Annotated in this window: 15 protein-coding genes; 10 read left to right on the top strand and 5 right to left on the bottom strand. The window is 62.4% G+C overall.

What is annotated here, in order from left to right; genetic code table 11:
• Nucleotides 1-294: 294 nt before the first annotated feature.
• From kdsB to Q9S52_RS08435, 3 genes are all read left to right on the top strand, one after another.
• On the top strand, nt 295-1059 hold the full coding sequence (gene kdsB / locus Q9S52_RS08445; protein ID WP_304708802.1) for a 3-deoxy-manno-octulosonate cytidylyltransferase: 765 nt from the start codon (nt 295-297) through the stop codon (nt 1057-1059).
• An 11-nt stretch (nt 1060-1070) separates the two neighbouring features.
• Nucleotides 1071-2390, top strand: coding sequence for a competence/damage-inducible protein A (locus Q9S52_RS08440; protein ID WP_304708801.1), 1320 nt, complete (start codon nt 1071-1073; stop codon nt 2388-2390).
• Nucleotides 2391-4011: 1621 nt separating this feature from the next.
• On the top strand, nt 4012-5202 hold the full coding sequence (locus Q9S52_RS08435) for a sodium:proton antiporter (protein ID WP_297831470.1): 1191 nt from the start codon (nt 4012-4014) through the stop codon (nt 5200-5202).
• A gap of 48 nt (nt 5203-5250) precedes the next feature.
• On the opposite strand, the gene ribD is transcribed toward Q9S52_RS08435, so the two are convergent.
• Nucleotides 5251-6351: a bifunctional diaminohydroxyphosphoribosylaminopyrimidine deaminase/5-amino-6-(5-phosphoribosylamino)uracil reductase RibD gene (ribD, locus tag Q9S52_RS08430; protein WP_304708800.1), complete on the bottom strand. Its 1101-nt coding sequence runs from the start codon at nt 6349-6351 to the stop codon at nt 5251-5253.
• A 29-nt stretch (nt 6352-6380) separates the two neighbouring features.
• On the opposite strand from ribD, the gene prmC reads away from it, so the two are divergent.
• Genes prmC through Q9S52_RS08395 form a run of 7 tightly spaced genes read left to right on the top strand, consistent with a single transcriptional unit; the run spans nt 6381 to nt 12710 of the window.
• A complete protein-coding gene (gene prmC, locus Q9S52_RS08425; protein ID WP_304708799.1) occupies nt 6381-7232 on the top strand; it encodes a peptide chain release factor N(5)-glutamine methyltransferase in 852 nt (283 codons plus the stop codon).
• Nucleotides 7233-7250: 18 nt separating this feature from the next.
• Entirely contained in the window at nt 7251-7835 is a 585-nt protein-coding gene (locus Q9S52_RS08420; protein WP_294593738.1) for a regulatory protein RecX, read from the top strand.
• On the top strand, nt 7829-9571 hold the full coding sequence (locus Q9S52_RS08415; RefSeq protein ID WP_304708798.1) for a M23 family metallopeptidase: 1743 nt from the start codon (nt 7829-7831) through the stop codon (nt 9569-9571). Before Q9S52_RS08420 ends, Q9S52_RS08415 begins: the two co-directional genes overlap by 7 nt.
• Nucleotides 9565-10314 (top strand): copper homeostasis protein CutC, encoded by a 750-nt coding sequence (locus Q9S52_RS08410; protein ID WP_304708803.1) that lies wholly within the window; start codon nt 9565-9567, stop codon nt 10312-10314. The genes Q9S52_RS08415 and Q9S52_RS08410 overlap by 7 nt, the downstream gene beginning before the upstream one ends.
• Complete coding sequence (locus Q9S52_RS08405; protein ID WP_304708797.1) at nt 10307-11569, top strand: NAD(P)/FAD-dependent oxidoreductase; 1263 nt, start codon at nt 10307-10309, stop codon at nt 11567-11569. The genes Q9S52_RS08410 and Q9S52_RS08405 overlap by 8 nt, the downstream gene beginning before the upstream one ends.
• A complete protein-coding gene (locus Q9S52_RS08400; protein WP_304708796.1) occupies nt 11566-11949 on the top strand; it encodes a hypothetical protein in 384 nt (127 codons plus the stop codon). Before Q9S52_RS08405 ends, Q9S52_RS08400 begins: the two co-directional genes overlap by 4 nt.
• Before the next feature lie 26 nt (nt 11950-11975).
• Nucleotides 11976-12710: an ABC transporter ATP-binding protein gene (locus tag Q9S52_RS08395; RefSeq protein ID WP_304708795.1), complete on the top strand. Its 735-nt coding sequence runs from the start codon at nt 11976-11978 to the stop codon at nt 12708-12710.
• Nucleotides 12711-14623: 1913 nt separating this feature from the next.
• Here Q9S52_RS08395 and yajC read toward each other — a convergent pair.
• From yajC to Q9S52_RS08375, 4 genes are all read right to left on the bottom strand, one after another.
• The gene (gene yajC, locus Q9S52_RS08390) at nt 14624-14944 is read right to left on the bottom strand and encodes a preprotein translocase subunit YajC (RefSeq protein WP_294593805.1); all 321 of its coding nucleotides are present in this window, start codon (nt 14942-14944) and stop codon (nt 14624-14626) included.
• A 102-nt stretch (nt 14945-15046) separates the two neighbouring features.
• Entirely contained in the window at nt 15047-15520 is a 474-nt protein-coding gene (locus Q9S52_RS08385) for a DUF1573 domain-containing protein (RefSeq protein WP_304708794.1), read from the bottom strand.
• An 18-nt stretch (nt 15521-15538) separates the two neighbouring features.
• Nucleotides 15539-16486 (bottom strand): transcription antitermination protein NusB, encoded by a 948-nt coding sequence (locus Q9S52_RS08380; protein ID WP_304708793.1) that lies wholly within the window; start codon nt 16484-16486, stop codon nt 15539-15541.
• A gap of 103 nt (nt 16487-16589) precedes the next feature.
• Complete coding sequence (locus Q9S52_RS08375; RefSeq protein ID WP_294593799.1) at nt 16590-16811, bottom strand: DUF2795 domain-containing protein; 222 nt, start codon at nt 16809-16811, stop codon at nt 16590-16592.
• Nucleotides 16812-17818: the final 1007 nt, after the last annotated feature.

Here is a 17818-nt window from a genome sequence, read left to right as displayed (position 1 = left end):
GGGAAATCCAGTCAAAACGTGCCAGCACATTTTGACGATTTCCCTCTTTAGGCGGGGCGCGCGGATTTAGTTGGAGGGTACTGTACCTTTCTTGAAAGAAAGACACCCAAAGAACTTTTAGAGCGCATCCCTGCGGGATGCTCTGACCGGATCTACCCATAAAGCTACCCCAAGAAACTGGCAGCCTCGGCCCAAAACGAAAAACTGCCTCGGAACGGCACAAACTGCGTAACACTGGATAATAACACCCGCCCCACCTCCCTTCGAACCCTCGGAACAAACACGAACAAACACATGAAATATTTAGCGTTGATCCCCGCACGGTACGCATCCACCCGATTCCCCGGAAAACCGTTGGCCGATATTCATGGAAAACCCATGATCCAACGCGTCTACGAACGATGCCGGGGGGTGTTCGGCGAGCCCTGCTACGTCGCTACGGACGACTCGCGGATCGAGCGGGCCGTCGCCGCGTTCGGCGGAAAAGCCATCATGACCTCCACCGCGCACCGGTCGGGCACTGACCGGTGCGCCGAAGCGCTCGACACCGCAGAACGCCTCACCGGCGAACGGTTCGACGTCGTAGTCAACATCCAGGGCGACGAACCGTTCATCGCCGTCGAACAGCTCGAACAGATCCGCCGCTGCTTCGACGATCCCGCCACACGGATCGCCACGTTAGTCAAACCGTTCGGGCCCGACGAAGATATCCTCAACCCCAACTCGCCGAAAGTCGTCCTTTCGACTACAGGCGACGCGCTCTACTTCAGCCGCAGCCCCATCCCCTTCCTGCGCGGCGTGCCCCGCGAGGAGTGGCAGGCGCGACACACCTACCTGAAACACATCGGATTATACGCCTACCGCAGCGACGTGCTCCGGGAGATCACCCGCCTCGCCCCGTCGACGCTCGAACAGGCCGAATCGCTCGAACAACTGCGATGGATCGAAAACGGCTACCCGATCCGCACGGCGGTGACACACGCCGAAACCCACGCCATCGATACGCCGGAAGACCTGCAACGGGTGCTCGATCTCTTTCCGACGGAAGACACGAAATAAACCGAAAACCAATGGTTAGCATCGAATTAATTACGGTGGGCGACGAGCTGCTCATCGGACAGGTGGTCGACACCAACTCGGCCTGGATCGGTCGCGAACTCGGCAACATCGGGGCGCAGGTCGACCGGATCGTCTCGGTGCACGACACGGCGGAAGAGATTGCGGGAGCTGTCCGAACGGCTCTGGAACGGGCCGACGCGGTTATCCTGACGGGCGGACTCGGGCCCACGCGGGACGATATCACGAAACGGACGCTGGCCGGGCTGTTTTCGGCGGGAAAGATGGTGCGGGACGAGGCGGTTTTCGAACAGGTGCGCCGGATGACGACCGAACGGGGCATGGCGTTCAACGCGCTGAATCAGGCCCAGGCCGATGTGCCGGAAGGATGCACGGTACTGCCCAACCGGCTGGGGACGGCTCCCGGGATGCTCTTCGAACGGGAGGGCGCAGGAGGAGGGCAGAAACTCGTCGTCTCGCTGCCGGGGGTGCCGTTCGAGATGAAAGCGTTGGTCGAAGAGCAGGTGATTCCGCAGATTCGCAGGCACTTCGCGTTGAGGGCGGTGGTACACCGCACGATGATGACTTTCGGACTGGCGGAGTCGGCGCTGGCGACGACCATCGCGCCGTGGGAAGAGGCGTTGCCGGAGTGGCTCCATCTGGCTTACCTGCCCAATCCGAGGGGGATTCGGCTGCGGTTGTCGGCCTATGATGTCGAACCGCAAACGGCACGGGAGGAGATCGAGGCGCGATTCCGGAGGCTCGAAGGGTGTATCGCGCCGTATCTGTTAGGGTATGAACCGGCTTCGGTGGAGTCGGCGGTGGCGAAGCTGCTGGCGGAACGGGGGGCGACGCTGGCGGTGGCGGAGTCGTGCACGGGAGGAGCCATATCGGCCCGGATCACGGCTCTGGCGGGGGCGTCGGAGTACTATCTCGGGGGGGTGACTTCGTATAGCAATGCGGCGAAAACGGCGATGCTGGGGGTCTCGGCGGCCGACATCGAACGGCATGGGGCGGTGAGCGAGACGGTGGCGCGCCAGATGGCGGAGGGAGCTTTGCGGCGGTTCGGAGCGGATTTTGCCGTCTCGACGACGGGGGTGGCGGGGCCGGGAGGCGGAACGCTGGAAAAACCGGTGGGCACGGTCTGGATGGGGTTGGCATGGCGGGAGCCGGCTGCGGATTCCGAACCGCAGGTGCAGAGTTTCGCCCGGTTGATGCGGTTCGGTGAGTTGCGCGAACAGAACATCGAACGGGCGGCGACGCATGCGCTGAACATGCTGCGTCTCCACTTGCTGGGCTTCCCGGAGGCGTTCCAACAGACGGGGATGCTGTAACGAAGCCGGGTGGCGTGCGGGCAGAGGGTTGGGCTGAGCTGCCGTGCGTTACTTGGGGTAGAGGCGGCCAGCAAAACGCCCGGCGGACGCCCTCGCGCCACGGCGGGCGGCCTTTATTATTTCAAGTAACTGCGCGTGGCATAGGGTTGGGCCGTCGGTAGCTTGAGGATACGTCAGCATCCGTCTAAAGTTTTTCTGGTTCTCTTTGTTCACAAAGAGAACAGTTTGAGGTGGGACAAAGCTCGATTCGCGCGCGACTGCTGGAGAAGGAAATCATTCAAACGCGTTGTTCGCGTTTGAATAAGATTTCCGCCAGCGCGCGGACAGAGAACGGAGGTAGAGGCGGCCAGTGGAAATGCGTGAGCATTTCCCGTCCACGGGACGTGGGGCCCGCGCGGCCCGAGCGCAGTACCCTCCTGTAGCCAAAGCCGCGCGCCCCGCATAAAGAAGCGATTCAGCTATTTCGGTGGTGAGCCGAAATAGTTGAATCGCGCAGGCGCGCGAAAAAACTCGACCCTCTCGCGTAAAATCCGTCGCCCGCCCGCGTAAAGAGGGATTTCGCTCATTTTGCGACAGCAAAATCGAGATGAAATCCCAGCGGGCGACGGTAAACGCGGCGGAGCGACAGCGGAGCCGCAGTGAGGCTGACACGGGGCGAAGAGTTGGGCTTTGCTTTGGGCTGCGACTGTTCTTCAGGCTCGAAAACCGTAGTCGGTTTTCGAGCCGCGCTGGGCTGAGCATGAGGCTTGGCTTTGGCGGTGGAGTGGGCTGAGCTGTTTGCCGGGCTTTGGGGGAGAGCGAACAGCTAATTTCCCGTGGTAACGGTCGGCCCGCAGCCCCCGGATGCGGAGGGGACGCACAGCGTCTTTTACTGGCCGCCTCGGCCTTAATATTCGTTCTCCGCTGGCGGCGGCCGAAAACAAATGGGCTGTGCTTTTGCGGTTCGTAGAACCGCCGGGCCTGCGCGCTGGGCCTTCGGCCCACCCCAGGAGCGCGCAGCCCGAACCCGATAGAATTGGAGAGGTGAATGGGTGCTGTACTCTTACAACCCTTTGGATCGAGAGCGAGTAGCTAAGTTCCTGTGGCAATGGTCGGCCCGCAGGGTCGCGCGGGCCAAAGCCTCCCGCAGCGGAGGCCCGCAACTGACGTTGCAGTGGGCCCCGCAGGCTTCGACCCGCTTGAACTGAGAGCGAATAGTGCGATTCCTCACGGAATCGCCGTCCTCGGCGAGGGCGACGTATTAGCGGCGCGTGGGGGCGCGCCGAGGACGAACCTCATAGCAAATAGGCCGTGCTCTTGCGACCCTTTAGGGTCGCGCGGGCCAAAGCCTCTCGCCGCGGAGGGATGCACAGCGTCTTTTGCTGCCAGTCTCTATCCTAAGCAACTCAGGCTTCAATCGCTTGAACTGAGAGCGAGTAGCGCGGTTCTCCGAACCGCCGGCCTGTTCGCTCAGCGGCGAAGCCGCTCGGGGGAGTGGGCGACAGGCCGAACACGACAGGAAAAGGCTGAGTTTCTGCGACTCGTAGAACCGCCGAATACCCCAGAACCCCGCTTCAGAGCCCTACAACCGCTCCGAAGCCCCGAAATACAACCGACCTCAAATCATATCATTCAAAAACCGATGCGAAAAATACTCCTATTTTCCCTATTCCTCGTAGTCGGGCTCACCGCCTCGCAGGTACTGCCCAACCTCCTCTCCGACAGCGGGTACGGCACATTCAAACAGACCGCCGATCTGATGCTCTACATCTGCCTCGCCTTCATCATGATCAACGTCGGGAGGGAGTTCGAGGTCGAGAAATCACGCTGGCGGAGCTACGTGAGCGACTACTTCATCGCGATGGCCACCGCAGCGTTGCCGTGGCTCCTGGTTGCCGTCTACTACGTCTTCGTGCTGCTGCCCGAGAGCTATTACGGAGACTGGGGCGCGTGGAAAGAGAGCCTGCTGCTCAGCCGGTTCGCCGCACCGACATCGGCCGGAATCCTCTTTACGATGCTCGCCGCCATCGGGCTCCAGAGCAGTTGGATCTACCGGAAAATCCAGGTGCTGGCCATCTTCGACGACCTGGACACCATCCTGCTGATGATTCCTCTGCAAATCATGATGGTCGGATTCCGACTGGAAGTAATCGTGATACTGGCGGTCGTCACCGTCCTGCTGGGTTTCGGATGGAAGTTTCTGGCCCGGTTCCGAATCGGACAACGCTGGTGGGCCATTCTGCTCTATGCCGTGGGGGTGATCTTCGTGACGTGGCTCGTGAACCGGCTCTTCCACATCCATATCGAAGTCTTGCTGCCGGCGTTCGTCTTAGGGATGGTGATGCGTCACCGGCACATCGACTCCCGCGTCGAACGCAATGTATCGACAGGTATCTCACTCCTATTCATGCTGTTAGTCGGACTGAGCATGCCGTATTTCGTGGGCGGCGGGGCGATGAGCGGTTTTTCGGCCTCGTCGGCGGCCGAGGGGGGCGAGCCTTCGATCCTCGGGATGCAGCCGATGATCTCGTGGGGGGCGATTGCGGTGCATGTGGTGGTGGTTTCGCTGCTGTCGAACGCGGGTAAGTTGGTGCCGTTGTTTTTCTACCGCGACCGGATGCTGGAGGAGCGGCTGGCGCTGTCGGTGGGGATGTTCACGCGGGGTGAGGTGGGAGCCGGGATTATCTTCATCGCGCTGGGGTACCGGATCGGCGGCCCTGCTTTGGTGATTTCGGTGCTGACGCTGGTGCTGAACCTGGTACTGACGGGCGGTTTCGTGGTGTGGGTAAAGAGGCTGGCGATGCGGGCCTACGGGGAGCAGCAGACGGCGTAATATATAGAAAGGGGGTGCTCATCGAGCACCCCCTTTTATTATCACTTCCTATCTCCGCTCGTAAACCCGCAGCCCCACGGCTGGAAGCTCGTCCGCCAATTGCGCCTCCGGAGGCAGCAGCGGCGCAGCCACTCCCCCGCTCCACCGCACCGCCTCGACCGGGTAGAGCTCACGCACCGACAAACCCGACGTGAAGATCCGCGCCTCGTCCCACAACCCCGCACCGATGAACGACTCCAACACCCGACGTCCCCCCTCCACGATCAGCGACTGCACCCGATACGGCACTCCGGCCAGCACACGCAACACATCGGCCAGCGTCTCGAATCCCTCGACCGCCACCTCCGACCGACCGGCGAAGCGCGCCCGCGCCTCGGCACACCGCTCCGGCGAGGTGAACAGCACCGTCCGCGCCGCGCCGTCGCTGAACAGATGCAGCCCCTCGGGTAACGACAGCCGACGGTCGAGCACCACCCGCAGCGGATTCCGCCCCTCCCACGCCCGCACCGTCAGCGACGGATCGTCCAGTCGCGCCGTCTCCGTCCCAACGAGGATGGCATCCTCCTCGGCCCGCCAGCGGTGCACCAGCACCCGCGCCGCAGGGCCCGTCATCCACGCCGCCGGAACCTCCCGACCCGGCCGGACGGCATCCAGATAACCGTCCGAAGTCTGCGCCCACTTCAGTATCACATAAGGCCGCCCGCAGTTCTGGGCCGTGAAAAACCGGCGGTTGAGGTGCAGACACTCGGCCTCCAGCACCCCTACCCTCACCTCGACGCCCGCCTCGCGCAGCCGAGCCACGCCCCGACCGCTCACCTCGCAATACGAATCGATGCACCCCACCACGACCCGCGGAATGCGCTTTTCTATAATCAGTTCGGCGCACGGCGGCGTCCGGCCCCAGTGGCTGCAAGGCTCCAGCGAGACGTACAACGTGCTCTCCGGCAACCGATCGCCGTATCCCCGGGCCTCGGCATCGGCCACGGCGTTCACCTCGGCATGGGCCTCGCCGCACCGACGGTGCCACCCTTCGCCGATGATCCGCCCGTCGTGCACAATCACGCAGCCCACCATCGGATTGGGCGACGCACTCCTCGCTCCCAGAGCCGCCAGCTCCAGGCAACGACACATATATCTTTCTTCGGTCATGGAACAAAATTAGTTATCTTTGCTCAACAATGACGTTTCGGGAGACATATAATCGCTCCGTGAAGCGGCTCGAACCGCTGTACGGCCCCGACGAGGCCCGGGCCGTCGCCGACCGGCTGGCGGCCGAAAAGTACGGGTTCGACCGGCTGGCACGGGTGCTGGAAGGTGAGGCGACGTTCCTGCGGGGCGACGAGTGGGAGGCAGATCTGAGGCGGCTGGAGCGGTGGGAGCCGGTGCAGTATGTCACGGGGCGGGAGGAGTTCTACGGCCGCTCGTTCGAGGTGACGCCCGACACGCTGATCCCGCGGGGCGAGACGGAGCAGCTGGTGCGGACGATTCTGGACGGATCGCCCCGGCGGCGGGTGCTGGACATCGGGACGGGGAGCGGGGCGATCGCCGTCACGCTGGCGGCAGAATGGGGGGCGGAGACCTGTGTCGAGGCGTGGGACATCTCGGAGGGGGCGCTGCGGGTGGCGGCTCGGAATGCGGAGGCCGTTGGTGTGGGAGGGCGTGTGCGGTTCGTACGGCGGGATGTGTTGAACGGCATGCCACCGGTGCCGGAAGCGGAAAAATTCGACCTGGTGGTGAGCAATCCGCCCTATGTGCTCGATTCGGAGCGGGCTGAGATGCGGGCCAACGTGGTGTGCTATGAACCGGAGGGGGCCTTATACGTACCGGACGACGACCCGCTGCGCTTCTACCGGGCGATCGCGCGGCTGCCGCTCCTGAAACCGGGGGGCGAGCTCTGGTTCGAGATCAACGAACGGTTCGGCCTTCAGACGCGGGAGCTGTTGCAGGGGCTGGGCTATGCCGATGTGCGGGTGATGCGCGATCTGCACGGGCGCGATCGGTTCGTGCGGGGAACTTATGCCGGAAAATAAGTCACATACAAGCAATATATGGTCTACTACGGCGACGAAGAGTTCGGCTACGACCGCCACCCGAGGCGGCGGAGGCTCGAAAACATCGACTTCTCGAAACCGGCCAAAACGCCGGAACGCGCCCTGGAGTCGCTGATGCTCAGCTGCGCGAAGAGCGAACGGTGTATCAGCGACATCCGGCGGTCGCTCTTCCGGTGGCGAATGAACAAGGAGGACTACGACCCGATCATCGAACGACTCGTCCGCGAGAAGTTCGTGGACGAGGAGCGCTATGCCCGGGCCTATGTGCGCGACAAGATGAGCTGCGCCAACTGGGGCCGACGGCGGATCGAGCTGGGGCTGAGAGCCAAAGGGATTCCGAAGGAGATCATCGCCGAGGCGCTGCAGCAGATCGAACCGGAGCGCCAGACGGAGAAGCTGGAGCTGATCCTCTACCGCCGGCTGCTGCGCGAGCGCGATCGGGCGAAGAGCGCTTACGACCTCCGGACGCGGCTCTTCCGGTGGGCCATGGGGCGGGGATACGACTACGCCGAGATTCAACGGATGCTGGAACGAATACTGGCCCCGGACTACGATCCGGGCGAAGACTTCACACGATGGTAATCGACTGGAAACGACTGTTTTTCATGGCCGCGACGACCGTTTGGGGCGTCGCGCAGGCCGCCGGAGCCGCACAGGGAAAGGCGGTTTACGGGGCGGAGTACTACCGTTCGCCGGTGGGATTCGCGATTCAGCTGGCGGGGAACGTGGGCGAAATTCGCTCGGGACATTTCCATACGGGGCTCGACATCCGGGCTTTGCAGGGGCCGGGCAGTCCGGTCTATGCCGCGGCGGACGGCTTCGTCTCGCGCGTGGGGGTCTCGCCGACGGGCTACGGACACGTGCTCTACATCACCCATCCGAACGGCGAGACGTCGGTCTACGGACACCTGGAGAGCTTCGAACCGCGCATCGCGCGGTGGGTGCGGAGCCAGCAGTATGCCAAGCGGTCGTTCCGCGTAGACCTCTATCCGGCGAGCGGACAGTTCCCGGTGAAACAGGGCGAACGGATCGCGGCGCTGGGCAACACGGGTTCGTCGGGCGGGCCGCACCTCCATTTCGAGATTCGCGACGCCTACGGACGGCCGCGGAACCTGATCGCCGAGGGGGTCTTCAGCGTGCCCGACCGGATTCCGCCGACGGTGAGCCGGGTGCTGCTCTACGAGATCGACTCGGTGGCGGGAGCTCCTCGTCGGCGGCTGCGGCAGGCGGTGGCGGTGCGGACGCTGCCGGACGGGACGACGCAGCCGGAGGACTCGGTGCTGACGCTCCACGGGCCGGGGTACTTGGCTTACGAGGTGATCGACTACAAGGACGGACGGTCGAATACGATGGGGGTCTACAGCCTGCGGCAGGCGGTGGACGGGGGACGGCACTTCAGCTTCCGGCTCGACCGGATCGACTTCGCGACCACCGGCTATGTGGCCGCTTTCGTCGACTATCCGGAGAACCGCTGTGCGCGACGGACGTCGGTGCTGCGGGCGTACGTCTCGCCCAATAACCGGCTGGCGAACTACGGGCCGGAGCGGCGGCTGGGCGACGGGACGATCCGGGTGGCCGATTCGGCGGGACGGCGGGTCGAAACGGTGATCCGCGACGACGCGGGGAATACGACGACCCTGAGGTTCACCATTGTGCGGGGCGAGCCGATGCCGGCGGCCGAGGAGCCGCAGGGGCGGGGGGTGATGTGGTGGAGCGGCGCGCAATTCCGGCTGCCGGGAGCGACGGTCGACATCCCGGGGCGGGCGCTGTACGAGTCGATGGTGCTGGAGGCGGCGCAGGATACGGTGGCGGGGCGACCGGTGGTACGGATCGGGTCGGAGGATGTGCCGCTGCAACGGGCGGCGACGATCTCGCTGGCGGCGGACAGCGTGCCGGCTTCGCTGCGGAGCAAGCTGGTGGTGGTATCGGTCGACGACCGGGGCCGGCTCTCGAACGTGGGCGGAGGATGGGAGGCGGAGACGCGGCGGGTGGTGGCGCGGAGCAAGCGGCTGGGGTGTTTCGCCGTAGCGACGGACACCCTGGCGCCGGTGGTGACGGGAATTTACGCGTCGGAGGGCCGGATTCCGGCGGGCGAGACGGTGCGGTGGCGGGCGACGGACGACCTGTCGGGCATCGTGCGCTACTCGCTGACGGTGGACGGGCGGTGGGAGCTGCTGGCGTGGGATCCGAAGAGCCGCACGCTAGAGTACGTGCCGCAGCGGGCGGCGGCGGGGGCGGAGACGCGGCACCGGCTGGTGCTGACGGTGGGCGATGCGAAGGGAAATGTCAAAACATGGAAAGGGACATACATATGGTAAATCCGAAGATCGAAGTATGCGCCAATTCGGCGGCGAGCTGCGTGGCGGCGGAGCAGGGAGGGGCCGTGCGGGTGGAGCTCTGCGCGGGGATTCCGGAGGGGGGGACGACGCCGAGCTACGGCGAGATGGTGACGGCCCGGCGGGCGATCGGAATTCAACTGAACGTGATTATCCGGCCGCGGGGGGGCGATTTTCTCTACACGCCGGCGGAGATACAGACGATGCTCCTCGACATCGAGGCGGCCAAGGCGGCGGGGGCGGACGGAGTGGTCTTCGGCTGCCTGCGGGCGGACGGGACGATCGACGTGGAACGGAACGCGGAGCTGATGGCGGCGGCGGGAGGCCTCTCGACCACGTTCCACCGGGCTTTCGACGTCTGCCGCGACCCGTTCGAGGCGCTGGAGGAGATCATCGCGCTGGGGTTCGACCGGATTCTGACCTCGGGACAGGAGGCCAGCGCGCCGGCGGGCTCGGCATTGATTGCCGAGCTGGTGCGCCGGGCGCAGGGGCGGATTATTATTATGCCGGGTTGCGGGGTGAACGAATCGAATGTGGCGGATTTGGCGCGGGCGACGGGTGCCGTAGAGTTCCACATGTCGGCGCGGCGGCGGATCGAGGGGGGGATGGCGTATCGGAACGAGCGGGTCTCGATGGGCGGGACGGTGACGGTCGAGGAGTTTGCGCGGGATATCACGGATCCGGAGCGGGTGGCCCGGTCGATCGAGGCGTTGCGGCATGTATGACCTGATCGTCATAGGCGGCGGGCCGGCGGGCCTGACGGCTGCGGGACAGGCGGCGGCATATCTTGGCGGGCAGGGGCGTGTGCTGCTGCTCGAAAAGATGGAAAAACCGGCCCGCAAGCTGCGGATTACGGGCAAAGGACGGTGCAACGTGACGAACGACCGGCCGCGGGAGGAGTTCCTCGCGAAGATACGGCAGGGGGCGGACTTTTTCCGTCCGGCGTTCGAGGCGTTCGACAACCGGACGGCTATCCGCTGGTTCGAATCGGAAATGGGGGTGCCGCTCGCACACGAGCGGGGCGGACGGATTTTTCCGGCTTCGGGACGGGCGTGGGACGTGGCGGAGGCGTTGGCGGCGTGGGCCGTTTCATCGGGGGCGGAAATTCGGTGCCACGCGGCGGTCGGGGAGCTGACGATAGCGGACAACCAAATTCAGGGGGTGATGCTGGAGTCGGGAGAGCGGCTCGAAGCGCGGGCGGTAGTGCTGGCGACGGGCGGGGTGAGCTATCCGACGACGGGCTCGACGGGCGACGGACACGAGATGGCGGACGCAGCGGGGCACTGCATCGAGCCGCTGAGGCCGGCTTTAGTGCCGTTGGAGGTGGCGGTTCCGGGAGGACTGAAGGGGCTGATGCTGAAGAACGTAGAACTATCTTTGCTGGTGGACGGCGCGGTGGCGGAGCGGCGGTTCGGCGAGATGGAGTTCACGGCGGAGGGGATCGCGGGCGGGGCGATCGTCCTGCAAGTGAGTCGGACGGCGGTGGACGCGCTGATCGACGGGCGGCGGGTGGAGCTCTCGGTGGACTTGAAACCGGCACTTTCGGCGGAAAAGCTGCGGAACCGCATCGGGCGGGAGATCGAGGTGCTGGGCGGGGATACGCCGATTAAAATCTTATTACAGAAGCTATTACCTACACAGCTACGGTCGGTTATCGCACGGGCGGCGGGGCTTTCGCTGTCGGTACCGGCGGGCGAGCTGACGGAGCGGGAGAGGGAGCGGTTGGCGACGATATTGAAAGGGTGGCGGTTTGCGGTGCGGGACTATCGGCCGTTCACCGAGGCGATCGTGACGGCGGGCGGGGTCGATCTGGCGGAGGTCGACCCGCTGACGTTGGCTTCGCGACGGGTCAGGGGGCTCTACTTCGCGGGTGAACTGCTTGACATCGATGCGGATACGGGCGGATACAACATCCAGATCGCCCTCTCGACGGGCTGTCGGGCGGGACGGGCGGCAGTGGCACAAATAAATCGCAAATGACACGGTATCAACTTTATACACGACTGCGACACGCGCTCACGGCGCGGCATTGGCGGGGACACGGCATCCACTCGCCGATGATGTACCGTTTCGTGCGCGAGGTGGTTCTTCCGCAGCGGCGAAGGCGGTTGCCGGAGGTCATTGCGATTCGATATGGGGCTGAAAATGTGAAAATTGTGCGTTCGGTAGCGGAACTGACCGACGGGGAGGGATCAAAGCGGGTGGTCTGTCTACTCGAACCGTTCCGCACGGCGCAGGAACGGCGCGATTTCGATCGCTGGTTCGCCGAAACTCATGTCGTGGCAGCTCATTTACAGGGACTTCTGGTTCTCTTTTTCGACCCGAAGCTCCAAAAACAGTTCTTCCGCATTCGAAACTAACCTTAACTCTCTTACAACCAACCATTATGGAGAATCGAGAGCCGATCATCCTGATCGACGACATACACAAGACTTACGAGGTGGGCGACCAGCTGGTGAACGCGCTGGACGGGGTCGATCTGACGATCTACCGCAATGATTACGTGGCGATTATGGGCCCGTCGGGGTCGGGAAAATCGACGCTGATGAACATGCTGGGGTGTCTGGACACGCCGACTTCGGGCCGCTATGTGCTGAACGGAACGGATGTGAGCGACATGGACGAGGATGAGCTGGCCGAGGTGCGCAACAAGGAGATCGGTTTCGTGTTCCAGACGTTCAACCTCCTGCCGCGCTACACGGCGGTGGAAAACGTGGCGGTGCCGCTGATCTATGCGGGGGTCTCGAAGTCGCGACGGCTGAGGCGGGCCGAAAAGGCGCTGTGCAGCGTGGGGCTCGAAAACCGTATGGAGCACCGGCCGAACGAAATGAGCGGGGGACAGCGGCAGCGGGTGGCGGTGGCGCGGGCGCTGGTCAACGATCCGTCGATCATCCTGGCGGACGAACCGACGGGAAATCTCGACACGAAGACGTCGATCGACATCATGCACCTCTTCGAACGGATCTACCGGGAGGGGAACACGGTGATCGTGGTGACGCACGAGGAGGATATCGCACGTCATGCGCGGCGCATTGTCCGGCTGCGGGACGGCCGGATCGAGTCGGACGAATACAATCCGAATCCGACGCTTCAGGCGGGCGTACGCTCCGAATCTGTTTAGGGTAGTCGGCGGTCTGTTTTTCTCGGGGCGAGCTTACCCCGCCCCGGGCTTCCGCAACGGTACTTCGGGCGTACTGAGCGGTAGCGGCCGATACGGCTACAGCTACTCGTCGTCGGTAGCCGGCACCAATAGTTTGGACTTGGACTTTCACACGACGGCACTCCACCCCAGCTATGTAGTGCACCATGCCGACGGTCTTCAGTTGCGTTGCCTCTCGGAATAAACGGGCACGCGTGCCCGCAGTGGGGCAATGGGCTGGAACTACCCTAACTGGCTTGACTTTGGCGGGCGGGGTCAGGACTACCTGATTTGTACTCTTGCGGTTCGAAGAACCGCGCGGGCCGGAGCTATCCCAGGCGTAGGCCTGCAACTTCGCGGGGCTCGTTTCCGGCTACGCTGGCTCCGACCCGTTTTGGTAATGCCCTACTCTTTCAGAGTTAGGCTGCGCGCTCCGGGGTGGGCCGAAGGCCCAACGCGCAGGCCCGGCGACCATAAAGGGTCGCGACAGTTTCGCCCAAACCACCGCCCACTCCACAGACCAAATCTCTCGGAGCTCGTCCTTGCGTGCTATTTCGTTCTTAACCTAAGTTCGCCGCCAGCGGTGAGTGCAACGAGCCCCGACGAGTTGCAGCCCGCCGCTCGGGGTGGCGGCGAACTGCGCGACCCTTCGAGTCGCAGTAGCAACGCCTTTTCTGTCAAGTTCAGCCTTGTCGCCCGCGCGGGTCGAAGCCTACGGGGCCCACAGCAACGTCAGTTGCGGGCCTCCGCGGCGGGAGGCTTCGGCCCGCGCGACCCTAAAGGTCGCACAAGCACAGCCCAAAACCCGGCCAAAAGCACCGCCCAACCCACAGCCCCATGCTCGGCCCGGCACGGTTCGAAAACCGGCTACGGTTTTCGAACCCGAAGAACAGCACGGCCCAAAGCACAGCCCAGTTCTCCGTCCCGTGTACGCCTCACTGCGGCTCCGCTGTCGCTCCGCCGCTCTTCGTCTACGCGCCTGGGGAAATCTTGTCAAAACGTGCCTGCACATTTTTTGACGATTTCCTTCCTAAGGCGTGGTGCGCGAGCAACTGAAAAGTAATAACGGCCACGCGCCATGACGCGAACGCGTCGGCCAAGCGGGCCCCACGTCCCGTGGACGGGAAATGCTTACGCATTTCAACTACCAGCCTCTACCCTGTTCTCTATCAGCGCGCCTGCGCGATTCATTCTATTTCGGCTCACTGCCGAAATCGCTGAATCGCTTCTTTAAGCGTGGCGCGCGATGTAATAAAAGGCCGCCCGCAGTGGCGCGAACGCGTCTGCCGGGCAGGTGCGCCCACAGGGCGTTTTACTGCCAGCCTCTACCCCCGTTCTTTGTCCGCGCGCTGGCGGAAATCTTATTCAAACGCGCACCACGCGTTTGAATGATTTCCTTTTCCAGCAGTCGCGCGCGGTCGAGCTTTGTCCCGTCTGAAACTGCCCTGCGCGGGCGGCGGCCGGGTGACCCCGGCGGGACGGAGCGATACTGCGTATCGCTTAATCAGCTCAGCCCAATTTTTTATTCGCGCGCCTTGCGCGATTCACTCTATTTCGGCTCACCGCCGAAATAGTTGAATCGCTCCTTTAGGTGGGGCGCGCGATTAGTTTGAGGGGACTGTTCTTTTTCTTCAGAAAAAGAACCAAAAAGACTTTAGAGCGCATCCCTACGGGATGCGCTGGCGGGGTCTACCCTAAAGCCATCGCAACAGCCTCGACCCAAAAACCGACATCGCACTCGCCGTGGCACGAACGCGTGGGTCTAGTACCCCAAGCTCTTCCTGAAACGACAAAACCGGATATTGCCGCATGAAACTACATGCTGCAATACCCGGTTTCTTATTCAACTGTTTGGGGAATAAAGGGATACAAAGGCCCCTGTTACCCTCCAAAAACTACTTCTGTACCATGTCCGACGGATCGCGCATCACCATGCTCTTGGCAATCCGCAACTTCACACCGTTGTCTACTTCCACCAGCACGCTGTCTTCGTTCACCTCTTTCACCGTGCCGTAGATCCCGCCTGCGGTTACCACTTTCGTTCCGTTTTCCAACGAGTTGCGGAATTTGTTCAGCTCTTTCTGCCGTTTCTGCTGCGGACGGATCATGAAGAAGTACATCACGGCGAAAAGCAGAATCATCATGATCAGAAACGAGTAGTTTCCGCCGCCTTCTCCCCCTTGGGGTGCCTGAAGCAGGATTGTGTTGAGTGTCATGTTGTCTATTGAATTGAATTAAGTTTCAAAGTCGGTAAGGTGCTTTTCGATAAACGCAAAAAACGGGCCGTTTCGTATATCGAGAACCCTTTTATTATTTAATTAATCCCCCAGAACGACTTCGCCGTCCAGATAAACGGTCGCGCACTGCCGCTCTGCGGTAATGATTTCGATCGACTTGAACTGCTGGCCGAGCCGCCCCCGGCTGTCAAACCGCCAGGTCATCAGGATGGTATCTCCCGGCGCGATCGGTGCCGGATCGTAATCCGCCGTGGTGCAGCCGCAACCGGTAATCACCTGAACGATCACCAAAGGCCGCTCCGAAAGGTTCGCCACGCGGAACCGCCCTTCGAGCACCTCTCCTTCGGCCATGCGGCCCATCCGGATGGTATCATAGCTGCGCGCCGCATCCCGCCCCTCGTCGGTCACCGGAAGAGGCAACCGGACGGTCAACAGGCCTGCCGTATCGGTCACGGTCGAGTCCGAACGATCGCCGCCAGCCGAGGATGCCCCGCCGCAACCGATCAAGAGGAGTCCGAAGAGGCTCAAAAACAAAGATGCAAAAAAATGACGCATAAATACCGGTTACTACGATTATCCCTTATTAACCCCCGCCCGAGCGACGGTCTTGTCGATCAATCCCCGTCCCTGTTTAGCGATTTTCCCCTCTTGGGTCAACTGGACGACGGCTTTGTCGAGTATCCCGTTGACGAAGACGCTGCTCCCGGGGGTCGAGTAGTATTTCGAGATTTCGATGAATTCGTCCAGGGTAACCTTGACCGGAATGGTCGGAAACTGAACGAGTTCGGTCATGGCGGCGAGCATGATGATCTTGTCCATGAAGGCGATCCGGTCGAAGTCCCAGTTGCGGGTAAAGCGGTCGATGTAGCCGAAGTACTCTTCGTGGTTCAGGAGCGCTTTGCGGAACAAGGTCTCGACGTATTCTTCGTCTTCCTTGTTCTTGTACATGGGCATGATTTCGGGATCGGTCGAGGTCTCGTTCAGGAAGCCGATGGTGCGGATGGCGAGACCGAGGCAGTAGGAGAGGTCGTCGACCCAAAAGAGGGAGCTCTCTTCCAAGGCCTCTTCGAGGTATTCGTTGTCTTCGATATGGGTGGAGAGGAAGTCGATGACAAGTTTTCGATCGGCGGCGAAGGCCTCTTTTTCGTCCTCGGGCACGGGTGCCTCCATGTACCGTTTATAGTACGGTGCGGCGATCATGTCCTGATAGAGGCGTTTGACGATGGCTTCCTGTCCCCGCCAGGAGGCTTTGCAACGGGTCATGGCGTCCCCAAGAACCGAGCTGTCTTCGATGATCCGCACGACGCGGTTGTCGACGAACCGCACGTTAGGGTGCAGGTCTTCGTCGGTGGGCATGAGTTTGGCTCGGTTGATCTCGATCCGTTCGCGCGCGAGGCGGGCCACTTCGCCGATCAGGGCGATGAGCAGGAGGTAGAGTTCGTAACTTTTCCGAATGGCGGTGTCGAGTTCTTTCTCGGAACGGGGAATGGATTCGGCACCGGATTGGAAGTAGCTGTACAACGCTTTGACGGTTTTGATTCGAAGCAGTCGGCGACTCAGCATAGGGAACGGTCTGGAGGGGGGAGTGAAAAGTGGGTGGCTCGCGGGAGGGTCGTGCGGCCGATTAATATTCGTCTTCGTTGAAGAAGAAGTCGTCTTTGCTGGGGTAGTCGGGCCAGATGTCTTCGATGCTTTCGTAGATCTCGCCTTCGTCTTCGATCTCCTGGAGATTTTCGATCACTTCCAACGGGGCGCCGGAGCGGATGGCGTAGTCGATCAGCTCATCTTTCGTGGCGGGCCAGGGTGCATCTTCGAGTTTGGATGCGAGTTCGAGTGTCCAGTACATAGTCTGTTCGGGTGTTTGATTGTCTCAGGGACTGAATCGGAATTTCGACGCGGTGGGTTCGGCAACTGCCTCGCGTCGAGGTCTGCAAAGGTAATCATTTTCGGTGATTTTCTGCAAATTTCGTCGTTTTCGGGCGGTTTTCGGTGGGTTCGCGGCGGGGCCCCGGGCTACCGCGATGTGGGAACCGATGGGCGGTTGGGTGATTTGATGGTCGTTGGTAATTACGGGTATAGCTGGTCGGTCGCCACAAAAGACATTACCGGTATGGATTTGAATCTCAGCACACGAGGACTTAATCCTTGCAGCACGAACTATCGAGGCTACGGCTTTCAGCTGCGTTGCCTCTCAGAATAAACGGGCCGCAGGCCCACGGTGGGCAATGGGCTGGAGCTACCCTAACAACTGGCAGTCTCTATTTCCGCAGCCTGCCGGGAGTACCTCTAAATTTGTGTTTTGAGTTGAATCCCTGCGGCTCGCAGAGCCGCCCGGGCCGGAGCCACCCCCGGCGTAGGCCTGCAACTTCGCGGAGCTCGTTTCCGGCCCCGCTGGCTCCGGCCCGCTCCTGCCTCTCCCAACTCACAGCCCAAGACTTCGCCAATTTACGACCCACAACTCCTCCCCATTCGGCCTGTCGCCCACTCCCCCGAGCGGCAAAGCCGCTGGGCGACAGGGCCGGCGACCCTACGGGTCGCAAGAGCACAGCCCAAAAGTTTAGCCCAACTCTCCGCCCATTCGTCCTCGGCGCGCCTCCCCCGCGCCGCTATGGCGTCGCTGCGCCCGAGTAGCGCGATTCCCTTCGGAATCGCGCTACTCGCTCTCGGACCAAATTCCAGCCCAAAGCTTGTCCCCATGCTGGCCCAGCGCGGCGCGAAAACCGTAGCCGATTTTCGCGCCCAAAGAACAAGCACAGCCCAATTCTCCGCCCCGTGTCCGCCCCACTGCGGCTCCGCTTTCGCTCCGCCGCGTTTTCGCGCGCCTTGCGCGATTCATCTATATTCGGCTACCGC

Source organism: uncultured Rikenella sp., assembly GCF_948810725.1.
GTDB lineage: Bacteria > Bacteroidota > Bacteroidia > Bacteroidales > Rikenellaceae > Rikenella.
The sequence above is the reverse complement of the archived record's forward strand: the minus strand, read 5'-3'. Positions and strand labels throughout refer to the sequence as shown.

Excerpts from the sequence above, each read along its gene's own strand:
- kdsB (WP_304708802.1), top strand. The coding sequence starts at position 295 with ATGAAATATTTAGCGTTGATCCCCGCACGGTACGCATCCACCCGATTC.
- Q9S52_RS08440 (WP_304708801.1), top strand. The coding sequence starts at position 1,071 with ATGGTTAGCATCGAATTAATTACGGTGGGCGACGAGCTGCTCATCGGA.
- Q9S52_RS08435 (WP_297831470.1), top strand. The coding sequence starts at position 4,012 with ATGCGAAAAATACTCCTATTTTCCCTATTCCTCGTAGTCGGGCTCACC.
- ribD (WP_304708800.1), bottom strand. The coding sequence starts at position 6,351 with ATGACCGAAGAAAGATATATGTGTCGTTGCCTGGAGCTGGCGGCTCTG.
- prmC (WP_304708799.1), top strand. The coding sequence starts at position 6,381 with ATGACGTTTCGGGAGACATATAATCGCTCCGTGAAGCGGCTCGAACCG.
- Q9S52_RS08420 (WP_294593738.1), top strand. The coding sequence starts at position 7,251 with ATGGTCTACTACGGCGACGAAGAGTTCGGCTACGACCGCCACCCGAGG.
- Q9S52_RS08415 (WP_304708798.1), top strand. The coding sequence starts at position 7,829 with ATGGTAATCGACTGGAAACGACTGTTTTTCATGGCCGCGACGACCGTT.
- Q9S52_RS08410 (WP_304708803.1), top strand. The coding sequence starts at position 9,565 with ATGGTAAATCCGAAGATCGAAGTATGCGCCAATTCGGCGGCGAGCTGC.
- Q9S52_RS08405 (WP_304708797.1), top strand. The coding sequence starts at position 10,307 with ATGTATGACCTGATCGTCATAGGCGGCGGGCCGGCGGGCCTGACGGCT.
- Q9S52_RS08400 (WP_304708796.1), top strand. The coding sequence starts at position 11,566 with ATGACACGGTATCAACTTTATACACGACTGCGACACGCGCTCACGGCG.
- Q9S52_RS08395 (WP_304708795.1), top strand. The coding sequence starts at position 11,976 with ATGGAGAATCGAGAGCCGATCATCCTGATCGACGACATACACAAGACT.
- yajC (WP_294593805.1), bottom strand. The coding sequence starts at position 14,944 with ATGACACTCAACACAATCCTGCTTCAGGCACCCCAAGGGGGAGAAGGC.
- Q9S52_RS08385 (WP_304708794.1), bottom strand. The coding sequence starts at position 15,520 with ATGCGTCATTTTTTTGCATCTTTGTTTTTGAGCCTCTTCGGACTCCTC.
- Q9S52_RS08375 (WP_294593799.1), bottom strand. The coding sequence starts at position 16,811 with ATGTACTGGACACTCGAACTCGCATCCAAACTCGAAGATGCACCCTGG.